This window comes from Arthrobacter sp. B3I9 (assembly GCF_030816935.1).
GTDB lineage: Bacteria > Actinomycetota > Actinomycetes > Actinomycetales > Micrococcaceae > Arthrobacter.
Genome location: NZ_JAUSYO010000001.1, coordinates 1601689 through 1627288 on the forward strand (window position 1 = coordinate 1601689; position 25600 = coordinate 1627288).

Annotated in this window: 25 protein-coding genes, 1 other RNA gene and 1 riboswitch; of the genes, 9 read left to right on the top strand and 17 right to left on the bottom strand. The window is 66.5% G+C overall.

The window, feature by feature from the left end:
- The first annotated feature begins 36 nt into the window (after positions 1-36).
- The gene (gene smpB, locus QFZ65_RS07535) at positions 37-507 is read left to right on the top strand and encodes an SsrA-binding protein SmpB (RefSeq protein WP_090950286.1); all 471 of its coding nucleotides are present in this window, start codon (positions 37-39) and stop codon (positions 505-507) included.
- Positions 508-646: 139 nt separating this feature from the next.
- Positions 647-1015: a transfer-messenger RNA gene (gene ssrA, locus QFZ65_RS07540) on the top strand.
- Between the two features lie 22 nt (positions 1016-1037).
- On the opposite strand, the gene QFZ65_RS07545 is transcribed toward ssrA, so the two are convergent.
- Both QFZ65_RS07545 and QFZ65_RS07550 read right to left on the bottom strand, forming a co-directional pair.
- Positions 1038-1784 carry an SGNH/GDSL hydrolase family protein gene (locus QFZ65_RS07545; protein ID WP_306909481.1) on the bottom strand — a complete coding sequence of 249 codons (747 nt, stop codon included), beginning with the start codon at positions 1782-1784 and terminating at the stop codon, positions 1038-1040.
- Positions 1785-1849: 65 nt separating this feature from the next.
- The gene (locus tag QFZ65_RS07550; RefSeq protein ID WP_306909483.1) at positions 1850-2101 is read right to left on the bottom strand and encodes a hypothetical protein; all 252 of its coding nucleotides are present in this window, start codon (positions 2099-2101) and stop codon (positions 1850-1852) included.
- A gap of 360 nt (positions 2102-2461) precedes the next feature.
- On the opposite strand from QFZ65_RS07550, the gene QFZ65_RS07555 reads away from it, so the two are divergent.
- Positions 2462-2716 carry a hypothetical protein gene (locus tag QFZ65_RS07555; RefSeq protein WP_306909485.1) on the top strand — a complete coding sequence of 85 codons (255 nt, stop codon included), beginning with the start codon at positions 2462-2464 and terminating at the stop codon, positions 2714-2716.
- A 241-nt stretch (positions 2717-2957) separates the two neighbouring features.
- Here QFZ65_RS07555 and QFZ65_RS07560 read toward each other — a convergent pair whose 3' ends face one another.
- From QFZ65_RS07560 to QFZ65_RS07605, 10 genes are all read right to left on the bottom strand, one after another.
- A complete protein-coding gene (locus QFZ65_RS07560; protein WP_264354462.1) occupies positions 2958-3092 on the bottom strand; it encodes a hypothetical protein in 135 nt (44 codons plus the stop codon).
- Between the two features lie 47 nt (positions 3093-3139).
- Positions 3140-3511, bottom strand: coding sequence for a hypothetical protein (locus QFZ65_RS07565; RefSeq protein ID WP_306909487.1), 372 nt, complete (start codon positions 3509-3511; stop codon positions 3140-3142).
- A 56-nt stretch (positions 3512-3567) separates the two neighbouring features.
- Entirely contained in the window at positions 3568-4281 is a 714-nt protein-coding gene (locus tag QFZ65_RS07570) for a metal-dependent transcriptional regulator (protein ID WP_306909490.1), read from the bottom strand.
- A 10-nt stretch (positions 4282-4291) separates the two neighbouring features.
- On the bottom strand, positions 4292-5554 hold the full coding sequence (locus QFZ65_RS07575) for an Nramp family divalent metal transporter (RefSeq protein WP_306912526.1): 1263 nt from the start codon (positions 5552-5554) through the stop codon (positions 4292-4294).
- 148 nt (positions 5555-5702) lie between these two features.
- On the bottom strand, positions 5703-6479 hold the full coding sequence (locus QFZ65_RS07580; protein WP_306909492.1) for a class I SAM-dependent methyltransferase: 777 nt from the start codon (positions 6477-6479) through the stop codon (positions 5703-5705).
- Between the two features lie 71 nt (positions 6480-6550).
- Positions 6551-7999 carry an aminotransferase class V-fold PLP-dependent enzyme gene (locus QFZ65_RS07585; protein ID WP_306909493.1) on the bottom strand — a complete coding sequence of 483 codons (1449 nt, stop codon included), beginning with the start codon at positions 7997-7999 and terminating at the stop codon, positions 6551-6553.
- Between the two features lie 34 nt (positions 8000-8033).
- Positions 8034-8147: riboswitch (SAM riboswitch) on the bottom strand.
- Positions 8148-8233: 86 nt separating this feature from the next.
- Positions 8234-9046, bottom strand: coding sequence for a histidinol-phosphatase (gene hisN, locus QFZ65_RS07590; protein ID WP_306909495.1), 813 nt, complete (start codon positions 9044-9046; stop codon positions 8234-8236).
- Positions 9047-9103: 57 nt separating this feature from the next.
- Complete coding sequence (locus QFZ65_RS07595) at positions 9104-10219, bottom strand: ribosome small subunit-dependent GTPase A (protein WP_306909497.1); 1116 nt, start codon at positions 10217-10219, stop codon at positions 9104-9106.
- Positions 10203-11645: a 3-phosphoshikimate 1-carboxyvinyltransferase gene (gene aroA / locus QFZ65_RS07600; protein WP_306909499.1), complete on the bottom strand. Its 1443-nt coding sequence runs from the start codon at positions 11643-11645 to the stop codon at positions 10203-10205. The genes QFZ65_RS07595 and aroA overlap by 17 nt, the downstream gene beginning before the upstream one ends.
- A gap of 7 nt (positions 11646-11652) precedes the next feature.
- The gene (locus tag QFZ65_RS07605) at positions 11653-12201 is read right to left on the bottom strand and encodes a DoxX family protein (protein ID WP_306909501.1); all 549 of its coding nucleotides are present in this window, start codon (positions 12199-12201) and stop codon (positions 11653-11655) included.
- Between the two features lie 273 nt (positions 12202-12474).
- On the opposite strand from QFZ65_RS07605, the gene QFZ65_RS07610 reads away from it, so the two are divergent.
- Entirely contained in the window at positions 12475-13239 is a 765-nt protein-coding gene (locus QFZ65_RS07610; protein ID WP_306909502.1) for a sigma-70 family RNA polymerase sigma factor, read from the top strand.
- Positions 13236-13496: a mycothiol system anti-sigma-R factor gene (rsrA, locus tag QFZ65_RS07615; protein ID WP_306909504.1), complete on the top strand. Its 261-nt coding sequence runs from the start codon at positions 13236-13238 to the stop codon at positions 13494-13496. The genes QFZ65_RS07610 and rsrA overlap by 4 nt, the downstream gene beginning before the upstream one ends.
- Positions 13497-13578: 82 nt before the next feature.
- On the opposite strand, the gene QFZ65_RS19090 is transcribed toward rsrA, so the two are convergent.
- The 5 genes from QFZ65_RS19090 to QFZ65_RS07635 all read right to left on the bottom strand — a co-directional run bounded on the left by QFZ65_RS19090 (position 13579) and on the right by QFZ65_RS07635 (position 19899).
- Entirely contained in the window at positions 13579-13653 is a 75-nt protein-coding gene (locus tag QFZ65_RS19090) for a 50S ribosomal protein bL37 (protein WP_369299106.1), read from the bottom strand.
- 95 nt (positions 13654-13748) lie between these two features.
- Positions 13749-14372, bottom strand: a complete 624-nt coding sequence (locus QFZ65_RS07620; protein WP_306909506.1) for a PadR family transcriptional regulator — start codon at positions 14370-14372, stop codon at positions 13749-13751.
- Positions 14372-15199, bottom strand: a complete 828-nt coding sequence (locus QFZ65_RS07625; RefSeq protein ID WP_306909507.1) for a DUF4097 family beta strand repeat-containing protein — start codon at positions 15197-15199, stop codon at positions 14372-14374. Before QFZ65_RS07625 ends, QFZ65_RS07620 begins: the two co-directional genes overlap by 1 nt.
- A gap of 145 nt (positions 15200-15344) precedes the next feature.
- Positions 15345-15944 (bottom strand): GDSL-type esterase/lipase family protein, encoded by a 600-nt coding sequence (locus tag QFZ65_RS07630; RefSeq protein WP_306909508.1) that lies wholly within the window; start codon positions 15942-15944, stop codon positions 15345-15347.
- A gap of 130 nt (positions 15945-16074) precedes the next feature.
- A complete protein-coding gene (locus tag QFZ65_RS07635; protein ID WP_306909510.1) occupies positions 16075-19899 on the bottom strand; it encodes a multifunctional oxoglutarate decarboxylase/oxoglutarate dehydrogenase thiamine pyrophosphate-binding subunit/dihydrolipoyllysine-residue succinyltransferase subunit in 3825 nt (1274 codons plus the stop codon).
- A 293-nt stretch (positions 19900-20192) separates the two neighbouring features.
- On the opposite strand from QFZ65_RS07635, the gene QFZ65_RS07640 reads away from it, so the two are divergent.
- The 4 genes from QFZ65_RS07640 (at position 20193) to QFZ65_RS07655 (ending at position 25549) form a co-directional block, all read left to right on the top strand.
- Positions 20193-21677: a GuaB1 family IMP dehydrogenase-related protein gene (locus QFZ65_RS07640; RefSeq protein ID WP_306909512.1), complete on the top strand. Its 1485-nt coding sequence runs from the start codon at positions 20193-20195 to the stop codon at positions 21675-21677.
- A 400-nt stretch (positions 21678-22077) separates the two neighbouring features.
- Positions 22078-23427 (top strand): hemolysin family protein, encoded by a 1350-nt coding sequence (locus QFZ65_RS07645; protein WP_306909514.1) that lies wholly within the window; start codon positions 22078-22080, stop codon positions 23425-23427.
- Positions 23424-24485 (top strand): hemolysin family protein, encoded by a 1062-nt coding sequence (locus QFZ65_RS07650; protein WP_306909515.1) that lies wholly within the window; start codon positions 23424-23426, stop codon positions 24483-24485. The genes QFZ65_RS07645 and QFZ65_RS07650 overlap by 4 nt, the downstream gene beginning before the upstream one ends.
- 101 nt (positions 24486-24586) lie before the next feature.
- Positions 24587-25549, top strand: coding sequence for a metal ABC transporter solute-binding protein, Zn/Mn family (locus tag QFZ65_RS07655; protein ID WP_306909517.1), 963 nt, complete (start codon positions 24587-24589; stop codon positions 25547-25549).
- Positions 25550-25600 lie beyond the last annotated feature (51 nt).

Below are 25600 nucleotides of genomic sequence, written 5' to 3' on the forward strand. Positions count from 1 at the left end.
TTCAGCCGGCCGCAACGCGAACCAAGGAGTTGTACCGTGCCTAAAGAAAGTGGCCGTAAGGTAGTGGCCACCAACCGCAAGGCCCGGCACGACTACCACATCCTCGACACCTACGAGGCCGGGATCGCTTTGATGGGGACGGAAGTGAAGTCCCTCCGCGAGGGCCACGCCTCCATGGTGGACGGCTTCTGCACCTTCTACAACGACGAGCTGTGGATGGAGGGCATCCACATCCCCGAGTACCACCAGGGGAGCTGGACCAACCATGCCGCCCGCCGCCGCCGGAAGCTGCTGCTGCACCGCGAGGAGCTCACGAAGATCTCGCACAAGATCCGCGAATCCGGCTTCACGATCGTTCCCCTCCAGCTGTACTTCCTGGACGGGCGCGCCAAGGTTGAGATCGGCGTCGCACGCGGCAAGAAGGAATACGACAAGCGCCAGACGCTGCGCGAGCAGCAGGACAAGCGCGAGGCCCTTCGTGTGATGCGCGAGCGGAACCGCCGCTGAAGTCTGCGCCGGGGACGCGCCCGCCGCGTCGGGGGAATGATTCCGCCGGTGCATGCGTTATGCTTGGTAGTCCGGGAAGGAACGGAGTGGAAACCGCGAGGAGACCACGAAGAGCTGGACCGGTTTGATAACAAAATACGGGGATGATCGGTTTCGACGATGTTAGTCGCGACAGGTGAAGCGGGCCGAGGATGCAGAATTATCTCGTAAACGCTTTCTGCAAACCAATAAGTGCCGAATCAAAACGCACTGACTTCGCTCTCGCTGCCTAAGCAGTAAGACAGTCCGTCAGCCCGAGGTTGCTATTGCCCCGGATCCTGGCGTCATTTAAATAGCCACTGCTGTTTACCCCCGTCATCGGGGTGAACGGGACTCTTTGATGACTGGGCCCGGATCAGCCAGCTGTTTGCAGCATGGCTGGGGCCGAGAAACTCCAACGCAAACTGCGCCCGGAGAAGCCCTGACAACACGACATCGGACGGGGGTTCAATTCCCCCCATCTCCACTTTTGTGATGAGTCGAGACATCCTTTACGGATGTCTCGGCTCATCGTTGACACCCCGGTCTTCGGACCGGGGTGTTTTTCTTTGTCCGGATTGGTAGTCCCGGGTGGGATGCTGGGCGCTGGCGACGACAACAGAATGAGGGCCAGGACGCCCGGTCCGGACGAGGGTAGCAATGGCCTGCGCGATCTTCCGTCCGCCCCGTGACGAAGGCTCGATGGGGTTCGCGTAGTCCTCATCCTCGGAGCAGATAAGCCGCAGGTCGATCAGCGGTGCTCCTATGGAAAAGGCAGCCCGCGTGATGGCATCGTTGAAGAGGGACAACGCGGCCTTGATGACCTTCTGGTTCGGCTCTGACGGGGGAGTGTCATAGATCGTGCACACAGCCGCGGGCAGGTCCTGAGCCAGGACGGCAGGGAGCATTGCCCGATAGTCTGCGTCGAACCGGTCTCTCGCCGCGCCAAGCAAAAGCAATGCCTCCGCCACCGAAGCCGGATGCTCCTGCAGCAAAGGCGCATAGCCGAGGGCATCGTTTCCGCCCACGCTCACCACCAGATGGGTAGCGTCCAAGGGGAGTTGGCCCAACTGGCGTGCGACGCCGGTAATCACGTCCCCGTCCACCGCAAGGAGCGAACATTTCCATCCGGGGAGCTCTTCCCGCAGCTGCGTAATGACGTCCGGTCCGCTGTCAACGTAGGCGGCGTTGTCGAAAATGGAATCGCCCAGCAGGACCACGTGGCCCGATTCCGGGAGCTTGTTCGATGCAAAATCCATGAGCCACATGTTGCACCCTCGCGTAGGGATCCGCTACCTGTGGGGGCGCAGACATTCGTTGCAGCTCAGCTGACGCGGGTCACCCGGACACCGGCCACCGCCCCGGTCCATGGCGTATCACCTGGGCTGGAAAGCAACAGGTGGGCTGAGACGTACCCTTGCTGGAGATCGATCACCCGGGAAGTGACGCCGACACAGTCCAGCTCGAGTTCAACCGGCCTGAAGCCGCCATCGGGGTCCTCCTGGGTGAGGAATAGCTGTGCCTCGGCAGCACCAACGCAGGCTGCAGTGATCGCGTACTGCCCCGGAACCTGCACCTTTGCTGACTTCCCAAAGCCCCTGGCCGGGCCATCAAGGGGGCCAGCGTCGGAAAAGAGGACTGCCTCGCTCGGAGCGCCGAGGAGCCGGTCCAGTCCTGCAAAGTTGTCCGCCTCTTGGTCCAGGATGCGCCGGTTTATTGCCCGTTCAGGAGACGTTGGTCCGGGGCCACGCGACAGCGCAGCAGGTTGCGGTGGCTCCGGATAGTCGTAAACACACCCCGTGGTCCCGCTGCATATGGCCAGCAATCCCAGCACACTGGAAGCCCAACGTCCCTTGTCCTTCATTCCCACCACTCCATGGTGGGCAGCCTATCGTCACAAGGCAACACCCCTCTGGTAGAGCCACACTTGTTCGGAGTGACCGGAGCCCTGTTTGTTGTGCCCGCCCTGGCTTCGTGCGCGTCAGCGTCGGCGTCGCCCCAGGCGAAGGCTCCTGTCCCGACGGCCACGGTGACAACAGGAGAGACGACGACGGCGTGTCATGACCCCTTTGTCGCAGATGTCGACACCAGTGTCCCCGGTGCGGCGACTCCCGTCGAAGCTGCCGCGGAATGGGCGGCCGAGCATCCAGCCGCACCGTCCGGCGCCCACCGCCGGCTGGACGCCAATTGATGCGCAGACCGTGAGGAGCGGGGACTGGATCGTCGGTGTCTCGCCCACCATTCCGGGCGGCTGGGTCATTTCGGGACTGGGTTGCGCTGGCCCGCAGCGCCAGAATTAGTCCGGCGTAAGGCCTTGGCCGCCATAGTGGCTGAACAACGAAAGGGCCGGAAGCTGATGCTTCCGGCCCTTTCGCTGTTTCGCGCCCTAACGGTCAGGTCGGCACAGCCACCGGCCGTTAAAAGGCGCTGGATCAGCGCTTCTTGATGTGCGCTACCGGGTCGGCATGGGTGTCCGCGATGTTCTTGGACTTCTTGTCGGCCCGTTTTTCCTTGATCGTCTTGACCGGCTTCTTGGCCTGGTTCTGGTGTGGAGTTTTGTCAGGCATTGCGCCCTCCTAAGGCGGAGGGGCCGGGGCGGCCCCGTGCTCCTAAATTACGCCTCCGGAACCGCAACGTCCACGATGCCCACGAAGCGGCTGCCTACGCCCTCGTACTCGCTGCGGACCAGCCCTGCGGCGACGCCGGGGACCTCGTGCGGGGCATGGTGTGCGCAGCAGACGTAGGTGAAGTCGGGCCACCACTTTTTTGGCCGGGCGGCTTCGGAGAACCCGCAGACGGCACACGTGAGCTGGACCCAGACCGGGCGTTTGCCCGTCCGGTTCGCCTTCGACTGGACCAGCCACGGCGGCGGATTGTCCAGCAGTTCGCCGAGTTCGGCGTCCGTGAGGCGGGGAGGAATGCCGTGACGATGCGCCATCTCCAGCGGAATATCAAGGATCTGGGCTGCTTCGCGTCGGGTAATCATCCTTCAACTTTAGCCGCACCGTGGGGGCGGCCCAGGACGCTCAACGTGCCCGGAGCTCACGGCCCTTCGACGCTGCAGCCGGCATGGGCCACGTCGCTGGAAACCCACAGGGCCGATGCCACCTCATCGGCGAGGTCGATCTCGCGCCCGCCGCTGCCGGACCCGATCCTGACAACCAGCGCTCCGCCGAACGGTCTCCGGCCGATGACCTCAACGGCTGCGTCCAGGTCGATTTCCTCGGCGGCGAGGTAGCGCAGCAGCTCAGGGTTCTCGTCACTGATCCTGGTGATCCGACCGGTGTGGCCCTCATCCAGCTGGTTCATCCGGTGGGCCCCGGGCATCAAGACGGAACCGTCGGCGGCCGGGATCGGGTCGCCGTGCGGGTCCCGGACCGGGTGGCCCAGTTTCGCGGCCATCCGCTCGATGAAGGTGTCCGAGACCGCGTGCTCGAGAAGCTCGGCTTCGTCGTGGACCTCGTCCCAGCGGTAGCCCAGCTCCTGGACGAGGAAAGTTTCGATCAACCGGTGACGCCGGACCATCAGCAGGGCCAGCCGGACGCCGTCGGCCGTCAGCGTGATGGCACTGTAGGGCTGGTGGTCCACGAGGCCCTGGTCCTTGAGCTTGCGGACCATTTCCGAGACCGATGAGTTCGCGACGCCGAGCCGCTGGGCCAGCTGCGAGGAAGTGATGGGCTTGTCCTGCCACTCCGTGAAAGAGTAAATGACCTTGACGTAATCCTCGATGGAGGAGGATGGCGGACTGGTCTTCACAGCCACAAGCCTACCGTCCGGCAGCCCCGGAGAAGGTAAGCCACAGCAGCACCAGGTTCAGGGCCACAACCAGGACCACGGCCGTGACGGCGGCGATCCGGAGCGGCATGCGGTCGGCGAACCGGCCCATCAGCGCTTTGTTGCTGGTCAGCACCACGAGCGGAACCAGGACGAAGGGAATGCCGAAGCTCAGCACCACCTGGCTGAGGACCAGGCCCCAGGTGGGGTCGAAGCCCACCGAGAGCAGTACGACCGCGGGGATCAGCGTGATCACGCGGCGGGTCATCAGCGGGATCCGGATCTTGAGCAGGCCCTGCATGATGGTGCCGCCGGCGTAGCAGCCCACCGAGGTGGAGGCCAGGCCTGAGGCGAGCAGGCCGACGGCAAAGACGACGCCGACCACCGGACCCAGGTTCGCGGTAATGGCCCCGTGGGCCCCCTCGATGGTGTCCGTTCCCTCCTCGCCGCCCAAGGTGGACGCGGCCAAAAGCAGCATGCCGATGTTGACGATACCCGCGATGGCGAGCGCGGCCACCACGTCCCAGCGGGTGGCTTTGACGAGCCGGGCCATCGCCGGCACGGGGACGTGCAGGTGGGGGTTCGGCCGGTGCCGGTCCCGCGAGAGGGCGGAGTGGACGTAGATGGCGTGCGGCATCACCGTCGCACCGAGCATGCTGGCCGCCAGCAGCACCGTGTCCGGGCCCTGGAAGCCCGGGACCAGCCCGGCGACGAAGCCGCCGGGGTCCGGCGGGCTGATGAACAGGCCGGCCAGGAATCCGATGGTGATGATGGCCAGGAGGAAGATGATGGCGAATTCGAAGGGACGCTGCCGGTTCCTGGCCTGCACCGCGAGCAGGGCCATCGACACGCCGCCGACAATGAGGGCACCGAGGGGCAGCGGCAGTCCGAAGAGCAAGTACAAAGCGATCGCCCCGCCTACAACTTCGGCGAGGTCCGTTGCTGCGGCCACGATCTCGGCCTGCACCCAGAAGGCGCGCCGCCAGAACGGCTTGAGGCGTTCGCCGAGGATTTCCGGGAGGCTCCTGCCGGTCACAATTCCAAGCTTCGCGGACTGGTACTGGACCAGCACGGCCATCACGTTGGCGACCACGAGGACCCAGACCAGGAGATACCCGTACTGTGCCCCGGCGGTGAGATTAGCGGCGACATTGCCGGGATCGACATAGGCGATCGAGGCGACGAAGGCCGGACCCAGCAGGCCCAGCAGCGCACGGCGTCCCCCGTGCTTCCGGGGGAGGGGCGCTCCCGGCACCGGTGATTCGCGTCCAGTCAGATCCAGCACTGCGGCTCCCATGGTCCGGGCGTCAACGTCGACGCATTAAGGTGGCCTACACCTTACTTTTAGGCATACCGAAACCATAAGCCACCGCATCCGTCGGCTGCAACGGGGCCGGTAACAATCAGGCGCGTACAGCGCGCCAGCTCTGGGTCAGGTAGGGGAGCGCGAGCACTTCCTCCGGGGCATGGCCCAGATGCTCGTGCAAATACCAGCCGAGGTTGGCCAGCACCTTGGCCCGCGTGGCCTCCCCGGCGGCCAGGTAGTAGCTTCTGGACTTGGCCAGTTCCAGGATGTCGGCCGTGGTCACCGGATCCTCCCACCGGGTCAGATGGCTCTCAAGGGCGGTGAACTCGGGTCCCAGGGGCGGCCGGAAGTGGGGTTTGTGGACGTCGCCGGCATGCATGATCCTGGACAGGCGATGGACCCACGGGACGGAAGTATCCAGCTGGTTCCAGACCAGGCCCAAAACGCCGTGCGGACGGAGGATCCGTGCCGCCTCCGTGCTGGCCCGGAGGGGATCGCACCAGTGCCAGGCCTGCGCAACCGTCACCAGATCGAAGGCCCCGGAGCGCAGTCCCGTCTCCTCGGCAGTGCCTTCGACGGCGTCCACCTGTGGCAGCGTCCGCCGGAGCACTTCCAGCATGTCCGCGGAAGGGTCGACGGCGGCCGTATGCAGCCCGCGCTCGACCAGCAGGGAAGTGAACTTCCCGGTGCCGGCCCCGATGTCCGCGGCGTCTTTTGCCCCGGCGGGGATCAGCCACTCAGCCGACTCGCCGGGGTAGCCCGGCCGGACGCGGTCGTAATGGTCTCCGCCGTCCTGGAAACTCTGCCCGAGCTCCCGCCGGCGCCCACTGTGCAGCTTGGGGCCACTGTGCAGTTTGGGGCCGCCGCGTGCCACGTGCGATCTCCTTCGGCAGGTCGGCTGGTACCTTTCGAATTTACCGCATGCGGACCAGCCCGGAGTCCCGCCTACTCCACAACCGCACAGGGAGCGGCACCCGCGGTCCCCGGGGTGTTCGGTGCCCAGTGCGGATAAATGCGGTGGTCATTGGACGGGACCCAGCGGCCCGCATCCACCACGTAGTCCCAGCCGAGGCCGGTCTGCCGCAGCTCCTGGATTCCGGCGAGGAGCCGCTGCGCATCCTCGAGCCGGGAGCCAAGGCCGAAGCTGGCCCGCAGGGAACCGGAGGGCAGCCCCAGCCGCTTGAGCAACGGGTGCGCGCAGAACCGGCCGTCGCGCAGGCCGATCCCGTGCTCGGCGGAAAGGTACGCCGCCACCAAACCGGCGTCGTAGCCTTCCACCGAGAAGTTGACGACGCCGATTGTGCCCGGGCCGGTGTCTTCACGACCGGCTACGGCGCCGCTGTCCGCGAAAATCTGGTGCACGCTCACGCCGTCGATCCGGCGAAGCCCCTCGACGAGGAAGGCGCGGATGGCGTTCTCGTGGGCGTGCCACTGTGTCTGGTCCAGGGCCGTGATCACCTGGGTGGCCCGCGCCAGGGTGGCAGCGCCAAGCACGTTCGGCGAGCCGCCCTCGTGCCGTGCCGGGCCGGTGGTCCAGCTGACGGTGTCGAGCCGCGCGTCGCTGACCGCGCCGCCGCCGGCCAGGTGCGGGGTGCCGGCGTCGAGCCAGTCAGGCCGGCCAACCAACACGCCCGCGCCGAACGGCGCGTAGAGTTTGTGGCCGGAAAAGGCGAGGTAGTCGACGTCGTCCGCGGCGATGTCGATCCGGCGGTGCGGGGCAAGCTGGGCGGCGTCGACGACGATCCGCGCGCCGTACTCATGGGCCAGGGCGGCCAGCGCGCGGACCGGCAGGATCTCGCCGGTGACGTTCGAGGCGCCGGTGACCGCCAGCAAGCTGATGCCCCCGCCCGCGAGTTGCCCGCGCAGCGCGTCGAGGGTCTCCGCGATGGTGGGCGCGGCCACGACGCTGTGGTGCGGCACGGTCTGCCACGGCAGCAGGTTGGCGTGGTGTTCGATGTCGAGGTAGAGCACCTCGCCGGTGTGCCGGCCGTTCTCGACCGGCAGGCAGCCGGCCAGCAAGTTCAGTGAATCGGTGGTGTTGCGGGTGAAAATGACCGAGTCATCGGCCCGTCCGCGAACGAAGTTCCGGACGATGTTGCGGGCGTTCTCGTAGACCGAGGTGCTGATCTGTGAGGCATATCCTGCGCCGCGGTGGACGCTGGCGTAGAACGGCAGGATTTCGTTCAGGTAGGCCGACACCACGGACAGCGCCGGGGCGGACGCGCCGTAGTCGAGGTTGGCGTAGCGGACGTGGCCGCCCTGGATCAGGGGCGCCTGGATTTCGGCTCCGGTCACCGCTGCGAGCGGCCGGACGGCGACGGCGAATCGGTCATCGCGCGGCGTCTCTGAAGCGGAGCCGAAACCGGGGGTGGCGGGAAAGGTTGCAGTCGTCATGGGACCTCGCTTGAAAAGGACCCCCTGCCTCGGGGATCCGCGCTTGCCGGGTCCGTTCCGGACCGGCCAGGTCGTCACCCGGGGCACCCCGCCGCGAATGGAGGGTTGCCGGCCAGCAAACCGGGGTTTAGCGCTGGCACTCGTGACCTGCTTCGAGCGTAGGACATGCCTGCTGCCGCCGAAAAGGCGTGCCGGAATATGAAGCGTTTTGTTACGGGCGGCTCCGGCTTGCCTCTAGAGGAGGTCGTCGAGGCCGGGGTTCAGGCGCTTGAGGACCTCGGAGTGGAGGATGGAGTTGGTGGCGAGGGCGTTGCCGCCGAACGGCCCGTCCTCTCCCTCGAGGGAGGTGAAGCGGCCGCCGGCTTCCGTGACGATCGGGACGAGGGCGGCCATGTCGTACAGGTTCAGTTCGGGCTCGCAGGCGATGTCGACGGCGCCCTCCGCCACCAGGCAGTAGGACCAGAAGTCGCCGTAGGCGCGGGTCCGCCAGACTTCCTCGGTCAGTCCGATGAACTCGTCAAGGTTTCCGCGTTGCTTCCAGCCGCCCAGGCTCGAGTAGGACAGGGAGGCGTCCGAAAGTTCCGAAACGTTGGAGACTTTCAGCCGCGTCGCGGACGCGAGGGAGCGGCCGGTGTAGGCGCCGGCACCCTTCGCCGCCCACCAGCGCTTGCCCAGTGCCGGGGCACTGACGACGCCGACCACGGGCTCGCCCTCGTCCACGAGGGCGATCAGGGTGGCCCAGACGGGGACGCCACGGACAAAGTTTTTGGTCCCGTCGATGGGATCGATGATCCAGCGCCGGGAGCCGTGCCCGGAGCTGCCGAACTCTTCGCCGAGGACGGCGTCCCGCGGGCGGGAGCGCGACAGCTGGCCCCGGATGGCTTCCTCGGCGGACTTGTCAGCGTCGGTGACCGGGGTCAGGTCGGGCTTCGTCTCGATCCGAAGGTCGAGCGCCTTGAAGCGGCTCATGGTCTGGGAATCCACGGAATCTGCCAGTACATGGGCGAGGCGCAGGTCATCGTTGTAGCTTGAAGCGGGTTGACTCATGGTTCCAAACTACCGCCAAAGCAGGCTCCAACGCCGGAAGGCCACGTTCCCGGCCAGCTACGAAACGGTACCGAGTTCCTTGACGTCCTGCGCTTCCATCCGCGGATCCGTGCCGAGCAGGCGGCGAAGGGAGGCGAGCCGGGCCGGTCCGGAAGGTCCCGCGTGCCCTGCCGCCACCCAGGCGTCGACGCCGCAGTTGACGGCGCTGGAGTCGTGCTTGCATCCACGCTCGCAGGCGTCCGTACCGGGCTCGAGATCCGGAAAGGACCGGAGAATCCGGTCCGGATCCACGTGTGCCAGGCCGAAGGAGCGAATGCCGGGGGTGTCGATAATCCAGCTGCCGGCCGGCGCGTCGTTGACCTTGAGGGCAAGGGCTGAGGATGAGGTGTGGCGTCCGCGTCCGGTCACGGCGTTGACGCCGCCGGTGGCGCGCTCGGCGCCGGTGAGGGCATTGACCATGGTGGACTTTCCGACGCCGGAGTGGCCGAGCATGACGGTGACCTTGCCGTCGAGGTAGCCGCGCAGCTGAGACACCGCGTCCTTGTCCAGCCTGGCCGACAACCCGTCGTCGGAGCGCGCGTCGATGCCCGAGGCGGCAGAATCCGCCGTCTTGCTGATGATGACCGGGAACTCCAGGTGCCGGTAGTTGGAGAGCAGCTCGGCCGGGTCCTTGACGTCAGCCTTGGTCACCAGCAGCAGCGGCTCGATGCCGGCGTCGTAGGCCGCCACGAGGGCGCGGTCAATAAAGCCCGTCCGCGGCTCGGGATTGGCGGCCGCCACCACAATCACGAGCTGGTGGGCGTTGGCGACGACGGCGCGTTCAATCGGGTCGGTGTCATCGGCGCTGCGCCGCAGCAGTGTCCTGCGGTCCTGGATCTTCACCAGCCGTGCCAGCGTGTCCGGTTCTCCCGTGACGTCCCCGACGAGCGAGACGAAGTCGCCGGCCACCACCGGGTTGCGGCGCAGTTCGCGGGCGCGGGCGGCGATGATGGTGCGCTCCGTTCCGGCGCCTTCGTCGACGACGGCGGTGTAGCGGCCCCGGTCAACGGTGATGATGCGCCCGGTGACGGCGTCGTCGTGGCTGGGACGGTCTTTGGTCCGGGGCCGGGTGCCCTTCTTGTTGGGCCGGATCCGGACGTCCGATTCGTCCCAGGAATCAGTGCTGCGGGCCACCGGTGGCGTCCTTCCCGGGAACACCGGGCAGTGCCACGGCAGCCGCGCCAGGCTCGGGGCCGCTTCCCTGGGCGAGCATCGCCTGCCAGAGCTGCGGGAAGTCCGGCATTGTCTTGGCGGTGGTGGCAATGTCCTCCACCTCGACGCCGGGTACTGCCAGGCCGAGGATGGCACCGGCGGTGGCCATCCGGTGGTCGGCGTAGCTGTGCACGACGCCGCCGTGCAGCGCGGCAGGGCGGATGATGAGCCCGTCGCTGGTTTCCTCGGCGTCCCCGCCCAGTCGGTTGATCTCGGCCACGAGTGCGGCCAACCGGTCCGTTTCGTGCCCGCGGAGGTGGGCGATGCCGCTCAGCCGCGAGGGGCCGGTGGCCAAAGCGCACAATGCGGCGACGGTGGGGGCGAGCTCGCTTGTTTCGTCAAAGTTGCCCCCCTTGACTTCCGGTCCGCCGCTGACGGTCAGCGTGCCGTCCTCCAGGGTGACAGTGGCTCCCATGGTGGCCAGGATGCTGCGCCACAGATCACCCACCTGGGTGGTTTCGGCCGGCCAGTTGGGGATGCGCACGGTGCCGCCCGTTGCCAGCGCGGCCGCGAGGAAAGGCCCCGCGTTCGAAAGGTCCTGTTCGATCCGGCGGTCAAAGGCGCGGATATTGCCGGGGGAGACAACCCAGTGGTTGGGGCGGGAATCATCGACGTCGACGCCGACAGTCCGCAGCACCGCGACCGTCATGTTGATGTGGTCCAGGCTCGGCACCGGTGTGCCGGGGTGTTCCGCGCTGGCGTGCTCAAGGTGCAGTCCGTCGGCGAAGCGCGCACCGGCCAGCAACAGGGCCGAGACGAACTGCGAGGAAGCGCTGGCGTCGATGATGAGGTGGCCGCCGCGTACGGTGCCCGTGCCGTGCACGGCGAAGGGGAGGGAGGACGCCGCGCCGCCGTCGGGCCGCTGGACCTCGACGCCCAAACCGGCCAGCGCCTCGATGATGGTGCCCATCGGCCGCTTGCGGGCGTGCGGGTCGCCGTCGAACAACGTCTCGCCGTGGCGCAGCGCGGCCACCGGAGGCACAAACCGCATGACGGTGCCCGCGAGCCCGCAGTCAATGCTGCTTGCCGTTGCCGGCATGTCGGGGCTGATGGGGGTGACCTCGAGGTCCGGGCCGAAGGTCCCGTCGCCGGGCACCTCGGCGATGGTGGCTCCGAGCTGGCGGAGCGCCTCGATCATCAGCGCGGAGTCCCGGGAATGCAGCGGGGCGCGCAGCCGCGAAGGGCCGTCCGCAAGGGCAGCGAGCACCAGGTACCTGTTGGTCAGGGACTTTGACCCGGGAACCGTGACTGTCGCGTCGACGGGCCGCACGGCGTGCGGTGCCGGCCAGTGCGGCGCCGCGTCGGCCGGGAGGGGAGTGCTGGCTGCTGTAGGGGCGGCGCCTGTCATTGCTCTCTTATGCTCCGGCCGTGTGCTCTACGGCCTTGCGGACGGCTTTGTCGGCCATCTTCAGCTGCTTGCCCGTCGTCTTCCTGACGTCCGAGGCGAGGTGTCCCGCGCTTTTCCGGGCGTCGGCGGCAAGGTGCTCCGCGCGCCAGGCGAGGCCGGGCTTTCCGTTGGTGTCGACGGCGGCGAGCAGGACGCCGCCGCTCAGGGTGATGTTCTTGAGCAGTTGCTGCCGGCGGGAATCGCGGCCTTCCTTGGTGGACTTGTCGGCGCTGCGCCACTCGACGTAGCCGTTGAGGGCCGAGATCACTGCCAGCACGGTGGCGGCCAGGCGGGAACCCTTGCCCAGCGCGAGGAGTACCCCTGCGCCGATCTGCGTGCCGCCGATGAGGCGGGCGAGGGCCTTCTCGTCCGTCTGGAAGGGCAGCGATGCGGCCGCGCGGCGCAGGAGTGGTGACAGCTGTGTCGCAGTGTCGTCCGCGTTCTTCAGCTTGTCCATGCCTGCGAGGACGAAGCTGGAGGCGAGCATGGGCCGGGCGAGAAAACGGACAAACGACATGAATATCCTCCTGGATGGACGAACCGTGGAATCGGAGCGGGCGAACCGGTTCTAGTCTTGCACTTTTGCGGAATATTTGCCTGCTTTGCGGGGTTGGAGAAGACAGGTTCAAATGCAGGCATGGAAGGCGGATATGTGTTGCTCGTGAAGGAAAGCGCGAAACTGGAGCCCGGACCCGGGAACCTTTGGGTTACGGAGAAGCCAGTTCGCCGGGTTGAGTCCCTGGGGGCAGTTTCGGCTGCCCCGCGGAAGGTGACAGTAGACTTGAAGGCAATGAGTTCCATGGATCCGGCCGTTGCGGCCACGTATAAGGTGGCCGCGAACAACGCCACGCCCGACACAAGCCCCGAGGCCGGCCCGGCCGGCGGGTCTCCCGATCCTGCGTGGGAGCTGGTGGTGGACGGGCAGCCGCTGGACACCGCCACCGAAACGGTGGAGGAGCGCCGGGTCCGGTTCGAGCGTGATGCCATGCAGTACGTTGACCAGCTGTACTCCGCCGCGATGAGGATGGCCCGGAACCCGGCGGACGCCGAGGACCTGGTCCAGGAGGCCTACACCAAGGCGTTCTCGGCTTTCCATCAATACAAGCCCGGTACCAACCTGAAGGCCTGGCTGTACCGCATCCTCACGAACACCTACATCAACCTGTACCGCAAGCGGCAACGCGAGCCTTTGCAGTCGAACTCGGACACCATCGAGGACTGGCAACTGGCCCGGGCCGAGTCGCACACATCCTCGGGGTTGCGGTCGGCCGAAGCGGAGGCCTTGGACCACCTGCCGGACTCGGACGTGAAGCGTGCGCTGCAGGCGATCCCGGAGGAGTTCCGGCTGGCCGTCTACTTTGCCGACGTCGAGGGCTTCGCCTACAAAGAAATTTCAGACATCATGAACACCCCTATCGGAACCGTCATGTCCCGGCTGCACCGCGGCCGGAAGATGCTGCGCGACATGCTCGCCGACTACGCGGCCGAGCGCGGATTCAAGGCCGCCGAGCCTAAAGCAGCGGCCGGAAGCAACAATCAGGAGAACAGGAAATGAGCGACTGCCAAGGACTGGGCGATTGCGACGACGCCCGGATGCAACGTATCTACGAGTATCTGGACGGGGCGCTGACGCACGATGACATCGCTGAGATCAAGGATCACCTGGAGGGCTGCCCGGAGTGCTTCGAGCAGTACGACCTCGAATGTGTCATCCGCGTGATGGTTAAGCGCTCCTGCACGGAGGCCGCCCCCGAGAACCTCAAGAATTCGATTCTTGACCGGATCCATTCGATCCGTCCGGTCGACGCCTGAGTACCGGCCCGGATGCGAATGACCCCGGAAACCGAGAGGTTTCCGGGGTCATTTGCTTTAAGCTTTCCATCCAAGCCGTAGCTTAGGTGTTGGGGCGCTTCCCGTGGTTCGCGCCGCCACGCTTACGGTCACGACGTTTACGTGCACGCTTGCTCATAGCTGGCCTCCTTAAATGTTGGTACTCAAAAGAGCTGCCCTCAAGTCTCCCACATCACGGGATGGGCCGCGAACCGGGCTGGTGGTTTTGACGGTTCAGCCGTCCAGCGAATTGCGGATGGAGATCCGAGCCTGGTCAAGCACGGTCTTGACGGTTTCCAACGTGACCGGCGTGATCGGCCGGCCGCTGCCGTGGCGCCGCAGTTCTATGCGCATATCGTCCCGGAAGGCCTGGACCAGCCTCTCCGCTTCCCGCAGCCGGCGGTCCCCCTCCTGGGAGTAGCGGGAGCCGGCCGCTGATCCCGCCACCGGAGCGGACGAGGAAGCGGCGGAACGGGCCGCCTCCGCGGTCGCGGCCAGGTCCGCGCGCAGGCCCTGCATGTTGACCCGGATGTCCTGGCGCAGGTTGTCGGCGAGGCGGCGGACCGAGGCGGAAATGTCGTTTTCGACGCCGGCGAGCTCGTCCCGCCGGTTCTCGAGTTCCTCCCGCCCGGCAGGGGTGATGCTGTAGTTCGTCCTGCGGCCCTCCGTCCGGGTGGCCACGAGTCCTTCCTCCTCGAGTTTCCCGAGGCGGGGGTAGATCGTGCCGGCGCTGGGGGAGTACGTGCCGCCGAAGCGGTCGCTGAGGGCCTTGATGAGCTCGTAGCCGTGCTTGGGCCCGGACTCCAGCAGGGCCAGCAGATAGAGCCGCAGGGCGCCGTGGGCGAAGACGGCAGGCATCAGCGCGCCTGTTCGTTATCCGTGGCGGGCTGCCCGTGGAAGATGGCGGTCTTTCCGGAGACGGAGTTGGTCCGCACCAGCATGAGCTGGGCGTCCGGTCCGGCGATCGTCTGGACGGTACCGCCGGGCTGGGCGTACGTCTGGTCATCGATGATGACGGCGCCGCTGGCGGACTTCGCCACGATGTCTACGCCGACGTCGTACGGCAGCCGGATGGTGACGTCGCCCGACACGGAATTGGCACCGAAGTCATGGGTGAAGCCGTGCAGGTCGAAGCTGAGGTCGCCGCTGACGGTGTTCGCACGAATGTTGCTGAACTTTCCCGAGGCCGTGACTTCCCCGGAGACGCTCTTGGCCGTCAGCACGCCGTGGTGGTTGCGGGCGATCACTTCACCGCTGACAGTGTTGACGGCAAGCTCTCCTGAGGTGCCGTCGGCAAGCACCGAACCGGAGACGGTGCTGAGCCGGCTGTGGCCGCTGATGCCGGAGACCATCCCGTCGCCGCTGACGGTACCCGCTTCCACCTCCACGCCGGCGGGCAGGGCGATGCTGATCACCACGGCGTTGCTGCTGTTGTTGTTGACGGTGCCCATCAGGTTTTTGAACCAGCCCTGAGCGCCGTGCAGCTGGTGCCGTACTTCCAGCCGGCCGTTCACCAAGGAAATGCTGAGCGGATCGCCGGAGATTTCCGAAACCTCGACCCGGGCGACATCCTCGTCATGCGTCACGACGTCAAAGCGGCCGCGGACGATGCCGAGTTTCAGTGAGCGGACGCCGTCGACGTCGATGACCTGCGGGCCGGTCACGCTCCAGGTGTTCTCTTCCATGGGTTCCTCCGGATCTGGATTCCTCACCGCTCACGATATATCGCGACTGTGATGCCCACGGTATAGCCTCTTCTGGGCATAGTCAAGATATATCGCGAGTGCCAGCGGGGGTGAGGGGAGGGGAAGACCTCCGAACGTCCGCCGTTTACTCGGGCGCGTCCAGGCGCAGCCACTGGAACCACCCGCGGTGCAGCACAAGCCACGCCATCAGGCCGTAGCCGGCCTGTCCGGGCGTGCCCCCGTTCGCCGCGAGGTCCTGGCGCCACTGTTCGTGGTTCAGCAGCGGTGAGAAGGTGTCCACATACAGGTGCTTGCGGCGCGTGGTGACGTCGGCGAAGGCTGTGTTGAGATCACCCAGCCGGCGGTTCTGGGCCGGATCCAGCGTGGGCGGCGGACCGACCACGAAGACTTCGATCCTGTTCTGCGTGGCCGAGTCCAGGATGTTGGCCAGGTTCAGCCGGCTGCGGGCGGTGGACAGCCCGAACTCGATGTCGCGCCCGGAGAGCCCGACCACGAGGCGGTTCTCGTGGTGGACGCTGAAGCGGCGGCCCGCTTCCTGAAGCCAGCGTGCGGCCAGCCCCTCGGTGCCTTCCTGCGGGCAGGGCAGGGAGTACGCCTCAAGTGAGACGCCGTCCTGCGGAGTGCGGGCCAGCACGCGGCCCAGCCATCCCAGCGCGCGGGGATCACCGAGCCCGGCCAGCAGCTCATCGCCAACGGCTGCGATCCGCAGCTTTCGATCTTCCACGACTACCTCTTCAGTCCACAGCGCCAACCGGGCGGTGTCTTACGAACACCGTCGGCTGGACACAGACGGTTAAACAAGGCTGCCCGGCCGGAGTTGCTTTTCTTTCATCTCCGGCCGGGCAGCGTTGAGCTTACTTGCGTGCGAATGCCTGCTTGAGCAGGGCATCCTGCTCGGCCGCGTGGCGCTTCATCGACCCTGCCGCGGTGGAAGCCGAGGCAGGACGGGATACGAGGCGCACCCGGCGGTCGATGGCGTCCGGCAGGTGGAGCCCCATGAATGGCCATGGACCCTGGTTGGCCGGCTCGTCCTGCGCCCAGACAACCTCGGCGTTCGGGTATTTGGCCAGCTCCGCGGCGATCTCGGCTGCTGGCAGCGGGTAGAGCTGCTCGACCCGCACGATCGCCGTCGTCTTGTCGTCGGTCTTCTGCCGGGTGGACAGAAGATCGTAGTAAAGACGTCCGGAGACGAGCAGCACGCGCTCGACGGCGTCCGCCTGCAGCTGCTCGTGGTCGGGGATGACTGTCTGGAAGCTGCCCTGGGTGAAGTCCTCCACGGAAGATGCTGCGGCCTTGAGGCGGAGCAGCTGCTTCGGCGTGAAGATGATGAGCGGCTTGCGCGGGCGGCTGTAGGCCTGGCGGCGCAACAGGTGGAAGTGCGAGGCCGCCGTCGTGGGGTTGGCCACGATCATGTTCTCTTCGGCGCACATCTGTAGGAAGCGTTCGATGCGCGCGGAGGAGTGGTCCGGTCCCTGGCCTTCGTAGCCGTGCGGCAGCATCAGGACGAGCGAGGAACGCTGGCCCCACTTCTGCTCTGCCGAGGAGATGAATTCGTCGATGATGGTCTGCGCACCGTTGACGAAGTCGCCGAACTGGGCTTCCCAGAGGACGAGGGCGTCCGGGCGTTCCACGGAGTAGCCGTATTCGAAGCCCATGGCAGCGTATTCGGACAGCAGGGAGTCGTAGATCCACAGCTTCGCCTGGTTGTCGGAGAGGTGGCCCAGAGGCAGCCACTCGTCTCCGTTGGCGCGGTCGTGGAAAACGGCGTGCCGCTGGACGAAGGTGCCGCGGCGGGAGTCCTGGCCGGCGAGCCGGACGGGGACGCCTTCCATGATGAGCGAACCGAACGCGGCGATTTCGCCGAAGCCCCAGTCAATGCCGCCCTCGCGGGACATCTGCTCACGCTTTTCCAGCAGCTGCTTGAGCTTGGCGTGGACGGTGAAGCCCTCGGGAATCTCCACGTGGGCCTTGCCGATGCGGGCCAGCGTCTCGGCGGAGATTGCGGTGGTTGCGGGAGCGCTGACACCGCTGTCCGCCTGCTGCGCCGTCGGGCGCTCGAGGTCGGAGATCGCCGCTGAGTCCGCCGTAATGATCGGAATCGGCGAGGTCTGGGCGGCGTGCGTTTCGGCGAAGACCCGCTCAAGGCGTTCCTGGTAGTCGCGCAGCAGCTGCTCAGCTTCCTCTTCGGTGATGTCGCCGCGCCCGATCAGGGACTCGGTGTAGAGCTTCCGGACCGAACGCTTGGCTTCGATCAGGTTGTACATCAGCGGCTGGGTCATCGAGGGGTCATCGCCCTCGTTGTGCCCGCGGCGCCGGTAGCAGACCATGTCGATGACGACGTCCTTGTGGAAGCGCTGGCGGAACTCGTAGGCGAGCTGGCCGATCCGGACCACGGCCTCCGGGTCATCGCCGTTCACGTGGAACACCGGTGCCTGGATCATCTTGGCGACGTCCGTGGAGTACGTGGAGGAACGGGAGGACGACGGGGCGGTGGTGAAGCCCACCTGGTTGTTCACCACGATGTGGATGGTGCCGCCGGTGCGGTAGCCGCGCAGCTGGGACAGGTTGAGCGTTTCCGCCACCACGCCCTGGCCGGCGAAGGCCGCGTCGCCGTGGACCATGATCGGCAGGACGGGGAAGGCCTCGCCCTGGTCCAGGCGGTCCTGCTTGGCGCGGACGATGCCTTCGAGGACCGAGTCCACCGCCTCGAGGTGCGACGGGTTGGCGGCGAGGTAGACCTTCGTCTCCTTGCCGTTGTCCGAGGTGAAGGTGCCCTCGGTGCCGAGGTGGTACTTCACGTCGCCGGAGCCCTGCACGGAGCGCGGGTCCTGGGTGCCTTCGAATTCGCGGAATACCTGCGCGTAGGTCTTGCCCGCGATGTTGGTGAGCACATTGAGCCGGCCACGGTGGGCCATGCCGATGGCGACTTCGTCGAGTTCGTCGTCGGCGGCATCGGAAATGATCGCGTCCAGCAGCGGAATCAGGGACTCGCCGCCTTCAAGCGAGAAGCGCTTCTGGCCGACGAACTTCGTCTGCAGGAAGGTCTCGAAAGCCTCGGCAGCGTTGAGCTTGGAGACAATGCGCAGCTGCTCGTCACGGCTCGGCTTGGAGTACGGGTGCTCCAGCTGGTCCTGGAACCACTTGCGCTCGACGGGGTCCTGGATGTGCATGTACTCGATGCCGGTGGTGCGGCAGTACGCGTCCCGGAGGACGCCGAGGATTTCGCGGAAGGCGAGCATCGGCTTGCCGCCGAAGCCGCCCGTGGGCCACTCGCGGTCCAGGTCCCACAGGGTGAGGCCGTAGGTGAGGACGTCCAGGTCCGGGTGCTTGCGCTGGACATATTCGAGCGGATCGGTATCCGCCATCAGGTGCCCGCGGACGCGGTAGGAGTGGATGAGCTGCTGGATCCGGGCGACCTTGTTGATCTGGTCCGCCGGGTCAACCTGCAGGTCCGGGCTCCAGCGTACGGGCTCGTACGGGATGCGCAGCGACTCGAAGATCTCGTCGTAGAAGTCCTGGGCACCGAGCAGGAGCTGGTGCACAAGCTTGAGGAACTCGCCGCTGCCGGCACCCTGGATGACGCGGTGGTCATAGGTGGAGGTCAGCGTGAGGACCTTGCTGATGGCGTTCTGCGCGATGATCTTCTCGCTGGCGCCCTGGAATTCGGCCGGGTAGTCGAGGGCGCCGACGCCGATGATGGCGGCCTGGCCCTTGGACAGGCGCGGTACCGAGTGCACCGTGCCGATGCCGCCCGGGTTCGTCAGCGACACCGTGGTTCCCGAGTGGTCGTCCGCGGTCAGCTTGCCGGCGCGGGCGCGCTTGATCAGGTCCTCGTAGGTGTGCCAGAACTCGGAGAAGTTGAGGGTCTCCGCCTTCTTGATGTTGGGCACCATGAGCAGGCGGGTGCCGTCCGGCTTGGGCATGTCGATGGCGATGCCGAAGTTGACGTGGGCGGGCTGGACTGCGACCGGCTTGCCGTCGATCTCGTCGTAGTACACGTTCATGGAGGGGAACTGGGCCAGGGCGCGGATGACGGCGTAGCCGATCAGGTGCGTGAAGGAGACCTTGCCGCCGCGGGCGCGGGCCAGGTTGGAGTTGATGACCACGCGGTTGTCGATCAGCAGCTTCGCCGGGATGGCCCGCACGCTCGTGGCGGTCGGAACCTCCAGGCTGGTGATCATGTTGGTGGCGATGGCTTTCGCCGGGCCGCGCAGGACGGAGACGACGTCCTCTTCGGGCGCCGTCGGGGCCTTGATGTTCTTGGGAAGCTGTGCCGGGATGGGCTGCGTGCCGGCGGCTTCGGCCGTCCGGGAGCCGTCACGGGCAGCCGTGGCGGGTGCCTTCGGGGCGCTGGGAGCCTGCGCTGCCGGAGCGGGTGCGGCGGAAGCCGGTGCAGCGGGAGCCGGTGCAGCAGCCGGTGCTGCGGCTGCGGCGGGCGCTGGTGCGGCCGGTGCCGCGGCAGGAGGAGCTACGACGGGGAGTTCTCGGGTGGCCGGGTGCGCTGCGCCCGAGGCCCCGTTGGAGGAGGAACCATCACCGGCGTCAAACGATTCGAACAACGGCCACCATTTGGCGTCCACGGAGTTCTTGTCCTGCTGATACCGCTCGTACAGTTCGTCAACGAGCCACTCATTTCCGCCAAATTCCTCTGGTAGACGGTGGCTTGGCTGCTCTGGCACTTGAAATACGCCTCTTCCATGAGTTTGATTCCCACTGATTTCCACGGTGCCTCAGCACGAGGGTGGACCCAGTCTCCGCGTCCAGTGAACCCAGACCTCTGCCAGTCTAGTGACGATTCTTGCCAAACCGCCAATAAGGGTGACTCAAATCATGTAGTGATGGGGAACGTTCGTTGGAGGACCTCCGCGGAGGCGCCCGAAGGCCCCTCCCGCAGCCGCTCCGCGCGCGCCCGGCCTCGCCTAGAATCACCTTAACAACCCTTATGCACCGAGATTGCCTATCAAGGAGCAGCGTGCGATTCCTGAACCAGCCCAGCACCGACCTGACGTATTCGGACCTCTTCCTGGTCCCTTCCCGCTCCGATGTCACGTCCCGGCTGGACGTGGACCTGGCGGCGGACGACGGAACGGGTTCCACGATTCCCCTCGTGGCCGCGAATATGACGGCAGTGACCGGCAAGCGCATGGCCGAAACCATGGCGCGCCGCGGCGGACTCGCCGTCCTGCCGCAGGACGTGCCGCTCGACGTGATCCGGGAAGTAACCGCCTGGATCAAGGCCCGGCATACGGTCCTGGAGACGCCCGTCACTCTGTCGGCCTCGGACACGGTCATCGACGCGCTGCACCTGATGGGCAAGCGGCCGCACGGCGCGGTGACCGTCGTTGACGGCACGGGCGCCGTCGCCGGCGTCGTCCGCGCGGCCGACTGCGAAGGCCGGGACCGGTTCGCGTCCCTGGCCTCGGTGCTCCGGCACCAGCCCCTCGTGCTGGATGCGGCACTCTTTGACGGCGCGTTCGACGGCGGGACGGCCGCCGGGCGCGCCGTCAAAGAGGACCCGCTGCGCCGCGCGTTCGACGCGATGGATGCGGCGGGGACCGACTACGTGCCGGTGCAGCAGGCAGGGTCCCTCATAGGCGTCCTGACCCGGAAGGGCGCACTGCGCTCCACGCTGTACCGCCCGGTCCTGGATGATGACGGCCGGCTCAAGGTTGCCGCCGCCGTCGGGATCAATGGTGACGTTGCGGGGCGGGCAGCGGAACTCCTCGCCGCCGGCGTCGACGTCCTGGTCCTCGATACCGCACATGGCCACCAGCAGAAGATGTTCGACGCACTGGGCGCCGTCAAGGGCCTCAACCCCGGGGTGCCGGTGGTGGCCGGCAACGTGGTCACGGCGGACGCGACCCGCGAACTCATCCAGGCCGGGGCGGACATCGTCAAGGTCGGCGTCGGTCCGGGCGCCATGTGCACCACGCGGATGATGACGGCGGTGGGCCGTCCGCAGTTCTCCGCGGTGCTGGAATGTTCCGCGGCGGCCCGCGCCTCCGGCGGCCGGGTCTGGGCCGACGGCGGGGTCCGCTACCCGCGCGACGTGGCCCTCGCCCTGGCGGCAGGAGCAAGCCAGGTCATGATCGGGTCCTGGTTCGCCGGCACCCACGAGAGCCCGGGGGACCTGCAGGTGGATGCCACCGGCCGGCAGTTCAAGGAAAGCTTCGGCATGGCCTCCGCCCGGGCGGTGCAGAACCGCAACCAGCGTGAGGGTGCCTTCGAAAAGGACCGCAAAGCCCTGTTCGAGGAGGGCATCTCCACCTCCCGCATGTTTGTGGACCCGGCCAGGCCCGGGGTTGAGGACCTGCTCGACATGATCACGGCGGGGCTCCGCAGTTCCATGAGCTATGCCGGCGCCGCCGACCTCGCCGCGTTCCGCGAGCGGGCCGTGGCCGGGATCCAGTCCGCGGCAGGTTACGAGGAGGGGCGTCCGGTCCCGCAAAGCTGGTAACCGGTTCGCGTCGTCCCCGGACCGGGCAGGTGGGGCCTCTCGCCGGGCGTCACCTGACGTCCGGCGGGAGGCGCTCCTGTAGACTGGCATTCTTATGGACAGTAAATCTAGGTGCCGGCCTGGGGGCTGCCAGCGGACAACGGAAACCGTTGCCGCGCAGTCCACCCGCAGAGCCGGCAAACCCCGTTCACGCGCCCATCGCTCCCCGGCACATCACCAGTCGGGTACCTTCCAGGAAACCGGGTCGGCGCACGCTGACCATCCTCCGCCGGACCGGTCCCACCAGTTTCCCAAGGCCGGGCCTTGCCGCGCCCTGCACGTCACCGCCCTGCACGTCACCGCCCGGCACGTCAGCGCCCGAATCGCACGCCACTGCGTGGCGTCGGAAGCAGGCCGCTAAATGGAGTGGTTCCTGCTCGCAGCCGGCCTGCTGCTCATCCTTGGCACCGGCTTCTTCGTAGCGGTTGAGTTCTCCCTGGTCGCTTTGGACCAGGCCTCCGTCCAGCGTGCCGTGGACGACGGCGATACCGCCGCGGTGCCGCTGCTCAAATGCCTTAAATCACTATCGACCCAGCTGTCCAGCTGCCAGCTCGGCATCACCATGACCACGCTGCTCACCGGCTACGTCATGGAACCGTCCGTCGGGAAGCTGCTTGAGGGGCCCCTGACCGCGCTCGGATTCCCGGAGGCAGCAGCAATTTCGCTGTCCCTGGTGGTCGCGATGGCCCTCGCCACACTGCTGTCGATGCTGATCGGCGAGCTCGTGCCCAAGAACATGGCCATCTCGCTGTCCTTTCAGATCGGCAAGGCGGTAGCGCGTCCGCAGCTGATCTTCACGGCCATTTTCAAGCCCGCCATCGTGCTCCTCAACGGTTTCTCCAACAAGGTCCTGAACGTCTTCGGACTCGAGGCCAAGGAGGAGATTTCGGGCGCCCGCACACCGGCGGAACTGGCGTCGCTGGTGCGCCGTTCCGCGGCGATGGGAACACTGGACGCGGGGACCGCCAACTTCGTCGCCCGGACCCTGCAGTTCTCCTCACGGACCGCCGCAGACGTGATGACCCCGCGCATCCGCGTGGAAACGATTGACGGGGACCAGCCGGTCGCCGACATCGTCGAAGCCGCGAGGCGCACGGGGTATTCCCGCTTTCCCGTCATCGGTGAGTCCTCGGACGACATCCGTGGCGTGGTCCACATCAAGAAAGCCATTGCCGTTCCCCCTGCCAGGCGGGCAAAGCTGGAGGCCGGAGCGATCATGACCGAGGTGCTGCGGGTACCGGAGACCATCCACCTCGACGCCCTGCTGGCCGAACTGCGCGAAGGCAACCTGCAGCTGGCCGTGGTCCTCGACGAATACGGCGGCACTGCCGGCATCGCCACCTTGGAGGACCTGGTGGAGGAAATTGTCGGGGAAGTCGCGGATGAACACGACAAGGTCCGGCCGGGACTGCTGCAGAGCGCCTCGGGGGACTGGTACTTCCCGGGCCTGCTCCGGCCCGATGAACTGTCGGAGCAGGTCCCCGGATTGTCTGTTCCCGACGAGGCTGCCTACGAAACCGTGGGCGGCTACGTCATGAGCAAGCTGGGCCGCATCGCGGCCGTCGGGGACACCATCGACGTCGGCGGCGGAACACTCAGTGTGACCCGCATGGACGGACGCCGGATCGACCGGATCTGCTTCCGGCCTGCCCGCGACAGCGGGGCGGAGCACGGGGACAGCCAAAAGTCCGGCCAGGTAGGTGCCGCATGAGTGACTGGGGAGGAATTCTCTGGCTCGTCGTCCTGCTGATTGGCAATGCCTTCTTCGTGGCAGCCGAGTTTGCGGTCATGTCCGCCCGGCGCAGCCAGATCGAACCGCTCGCCGAGGCCGGGTCCAAGCCGGCCCAGACCGCCTTGCGGGCCATGGAAAACGTGTCCCTGATGCTCGCCTGCTCGCAGCTTGGCATCACGGTCTGCTCGCTGCTGATCCTGCAGGTTGCGGAACCCGCGATCCACCACCTGTTGGCGGTGCCGCTCGAAGCCGTGGGCATGCCGATGGAAATTGCCGACGTCGTCGCGTTTGCGGTCGCCCTGTTGGTTGTTACCTTCCTGCACGTCACGTTCGGCGAGATGGTTCCGAAGAACATCTCGGTTTCGGTTGCCGACAAGGCGGCCCTGCTGCTGGCTCCGCCGCTGATGTTCATCGCCGGGTTGGTGAAACCGGTAATCGTGGCCTTGAACTGGTCCGCGAACCACATCCTGAAGCTGATGCGGATTGAGCCGAAGGACGAAGTCACGTCCTCCTTCACGCTTGAGGAGGTGCAGTCCATCGTGCAGGAGTCCACGCGCCACGGCTTGGTGGATGACGACGCCGGGCTGATCACCGGCGCGCTGGAGTTCTCCGCGCAGACGGCGTCCCGCGTCATGGTGCCGCTGGAGAAGCTTGTGATGCTCAAGGCCGCCACCACGCCGGCGGAGTTCGAGAAGGCCGTGAGCCGGACGGGGTTCTCCCGTTTTCCCATGCTCGACGACGACGGGATGCTGTCCGGCTACCTCCACATCAAGGATGTGCTGTCCATACCGGACGGGGCGTACCACCAGCCCATCGCGGAAAGCCGCATCCGTTCGCTGGCAAACCTGGCGATGGACGACGAGATCGAGGAAGCGATGTCCGTCATGCAGCGGACCGGCTCACACCTGGCGCGCGTGATCGGACCTGACGGCAAAACCCAGGGTGTCCTGTTCCTCGAGGACGTCATCGAGGAACTCGTCGGTGAGATCCGGGACGCCACGCAGGCCACCGGTTATCGAAGGCTCGGACAGGACTAGGGCCATGCCGAATAGCCCCAAATAGGAATCATTCCTATTTGGGGCTATTCTTTTTAGCGGTGCTATTGCGCCTGATTCTCATTACCAGAACCGAGGTTTTCATGCGTCGTCCCTCAGCCCGTGCCCTAGTGACCGCTGTTGGCGCCATCTCCCTGATGCTGACGGCGTGCAGCCCCGCGGCAGAGGGCTCCCGGGCGAGTGCCGGCGACGGCGTGGTCGAGGTGGTCGCCTCCACCAGCGTCTACGGCGACATCGTCAGCGCCATTGGCGGCGACAAGGTCAAGGTGAACTCCATTATCACCCGCACCAGCCAGGACCCGCACTCCTACGAGGCCACCACCCAGGACAAACTGGCCGTGTCCAAAGCCGAGCTGCTCGTGGAAAACGGCGGCGGCTACGACGGCTTCATCGACAAGCTCGCGGACGATACCGGGCTGGACCATGCCAAGGTGCTGAACGCCGTCGAAATTTCCGGGCTGGCTCCGGCAGAGGAAGCCGGAAGCTCCACGGAGTCAGCTGATTCCCATGGCCATGGCCCGGAAAGCTTCAACGAACACGTCTGGTACAGCCTGCCTGCCATGGCGAAGCTGGCCGACGCGGTGGCCGCAAAGCTCGGCCAGCTCGAACCGTCCGCTGCCGCAACGTTCACAACAAACGCTGCCTCCCTCAAGGAGTCCCTCGCCGGGATGGAAGCGAAGCTGGCCGCCATCCAGGCTTCAGCCGGCCACGCGGCTGCCGCCGTCACCGAACCCGTGCCGCTGTACCTCCTGGAAGCGGCGGGCCTCGAGGACCAGACACCCGCCGAGTTCAAGGCGGCGATTGAATCCGGTTCCGACGTTCCGCCCGCCGTGCTGAAGGCCGCCGTCGACCTTGTCCGTTCCGGCTCGGTCAGGCTGCTGGCCTACAACTCGCAGACCGAAGGACCACAGACGCTCGCCCTGAAGGACGCCGCCGAGGGGGCCGCGGTTCCGGTGCTGAACTTCAGCGAAACCCTGCCCGACGGCAAGAGCTACCTCCAGTGGATGGCGGACAATGTCGAGCTGATTGCAAAGACCCTGGCCTAAGATTGTCGGGACAGCGTGAGCAGAACGACTCACGCAGAAATCGAGGAAATC

Excerpts from the sequence above, each read along its gene's own strand:
- QFZ65_RS07545 (WP_306909481.1), bottom strand. The coding sequence starts at position 1,784 with ATGGATTTTGCATCGAACAAGCTCCCGGAATCGGGCCACGTGGTCCTG.
- QFZ65_RS07560 (WP_264354462.1), bottom strand. The coding sequence starts at position 3,092 with ATGCCTGACAAAACTCCACACCAGAACCAGGCCAAGAAGCCGGTCAAG.
- QFZ65_RS07565 (WP_306909487.1), bottom strand. The coding sequence starts at position 3,511 with ATGATTACCCGACGCGAAGCAGCCCAGATCCTTGATATTCCGCTGGAG.
- QFZ65_RS07585 (WP_306909493.1), bottom strand. The coding sequence starts at position 7,999 with ATGACGACTGCAACCTTTCCCGCCACCCCCGGTTTCGGCTCCGCTTCA.
- hisN (WP_306909495.1), bottom strand. The coding sequence starts at position 9,046 with ATGAGTCAACCCGCTTCAAGCTACAACGATGACCTGCGCCTCGCCCAT.
- aroA (WP_306909499.1), bottom strand. The coding sequence starts at position 11,645 with ATGACAGGCGCCGCCCCTACAGCAGCCAGCACTCCCCTCCCGGCCGAC.
- QFZ65_RS07605 (WP_306909501.1), bottom strand. The coding sequence starts at position 12,201 with ATGTCGTTTGTCCGTTTTCTCGCCCGGCCCATGCTCGCCTCCAGCTTC.
- QFZ65_RS07610 (WP_306909502.1), top strand. The coding sequence starts at position 12,475 with ATGAGTTCCATGGATCCGGCCGTTGCGGCCACGTATAAGGTGGCCGCG.
- rsrA (WP_306909504.1), top strand. The coding sequence starts at position 13,236 with ATGAGCGACTGCCAAGGACTGGGCGATTGCGACGACGCCCGGATGCAA.
- QFZ65_RS07620 (WP_306909506.1), bottom strand. The coding sequence starts at position 14,372 with ATGCCTGCCGTCTTCGCCCACGGCGCCCTGCGGCTCTATCTGCTGGCC.
- QFZ65_RS07625 (WP_306909507.1), bottom strand. The coding sequence starts at position 15,199 with ATGGAAGAGAACACCTGGAGCGTGACCGGCCCGCAGGTCATCGACGTC.
- QFZ65_RS07645 (WP_306909514.1), top strand. The coding sequence starts at position 22,078 with ATGGAGTGGTTCCTGCTCGCAGCCGGCCTGCTGCTCATCCTTGGCACC.
- QFZ65_RS07650 (WP_306909515.1), top strand. The coding sequence starts at position 23,424 with ATGAGTGACTGGGGAGGAATTCTCTGGCTCGTCGTCCTGCTGATTGGC.
- QFZ65_RS07655 (WP_306909517.1), top strand. The coding sequence starts at position 24,587 with ATGCGTCGTCCCTCAGCCCGTGCCCTAGTGACCGCTGTTGGCGCCATC.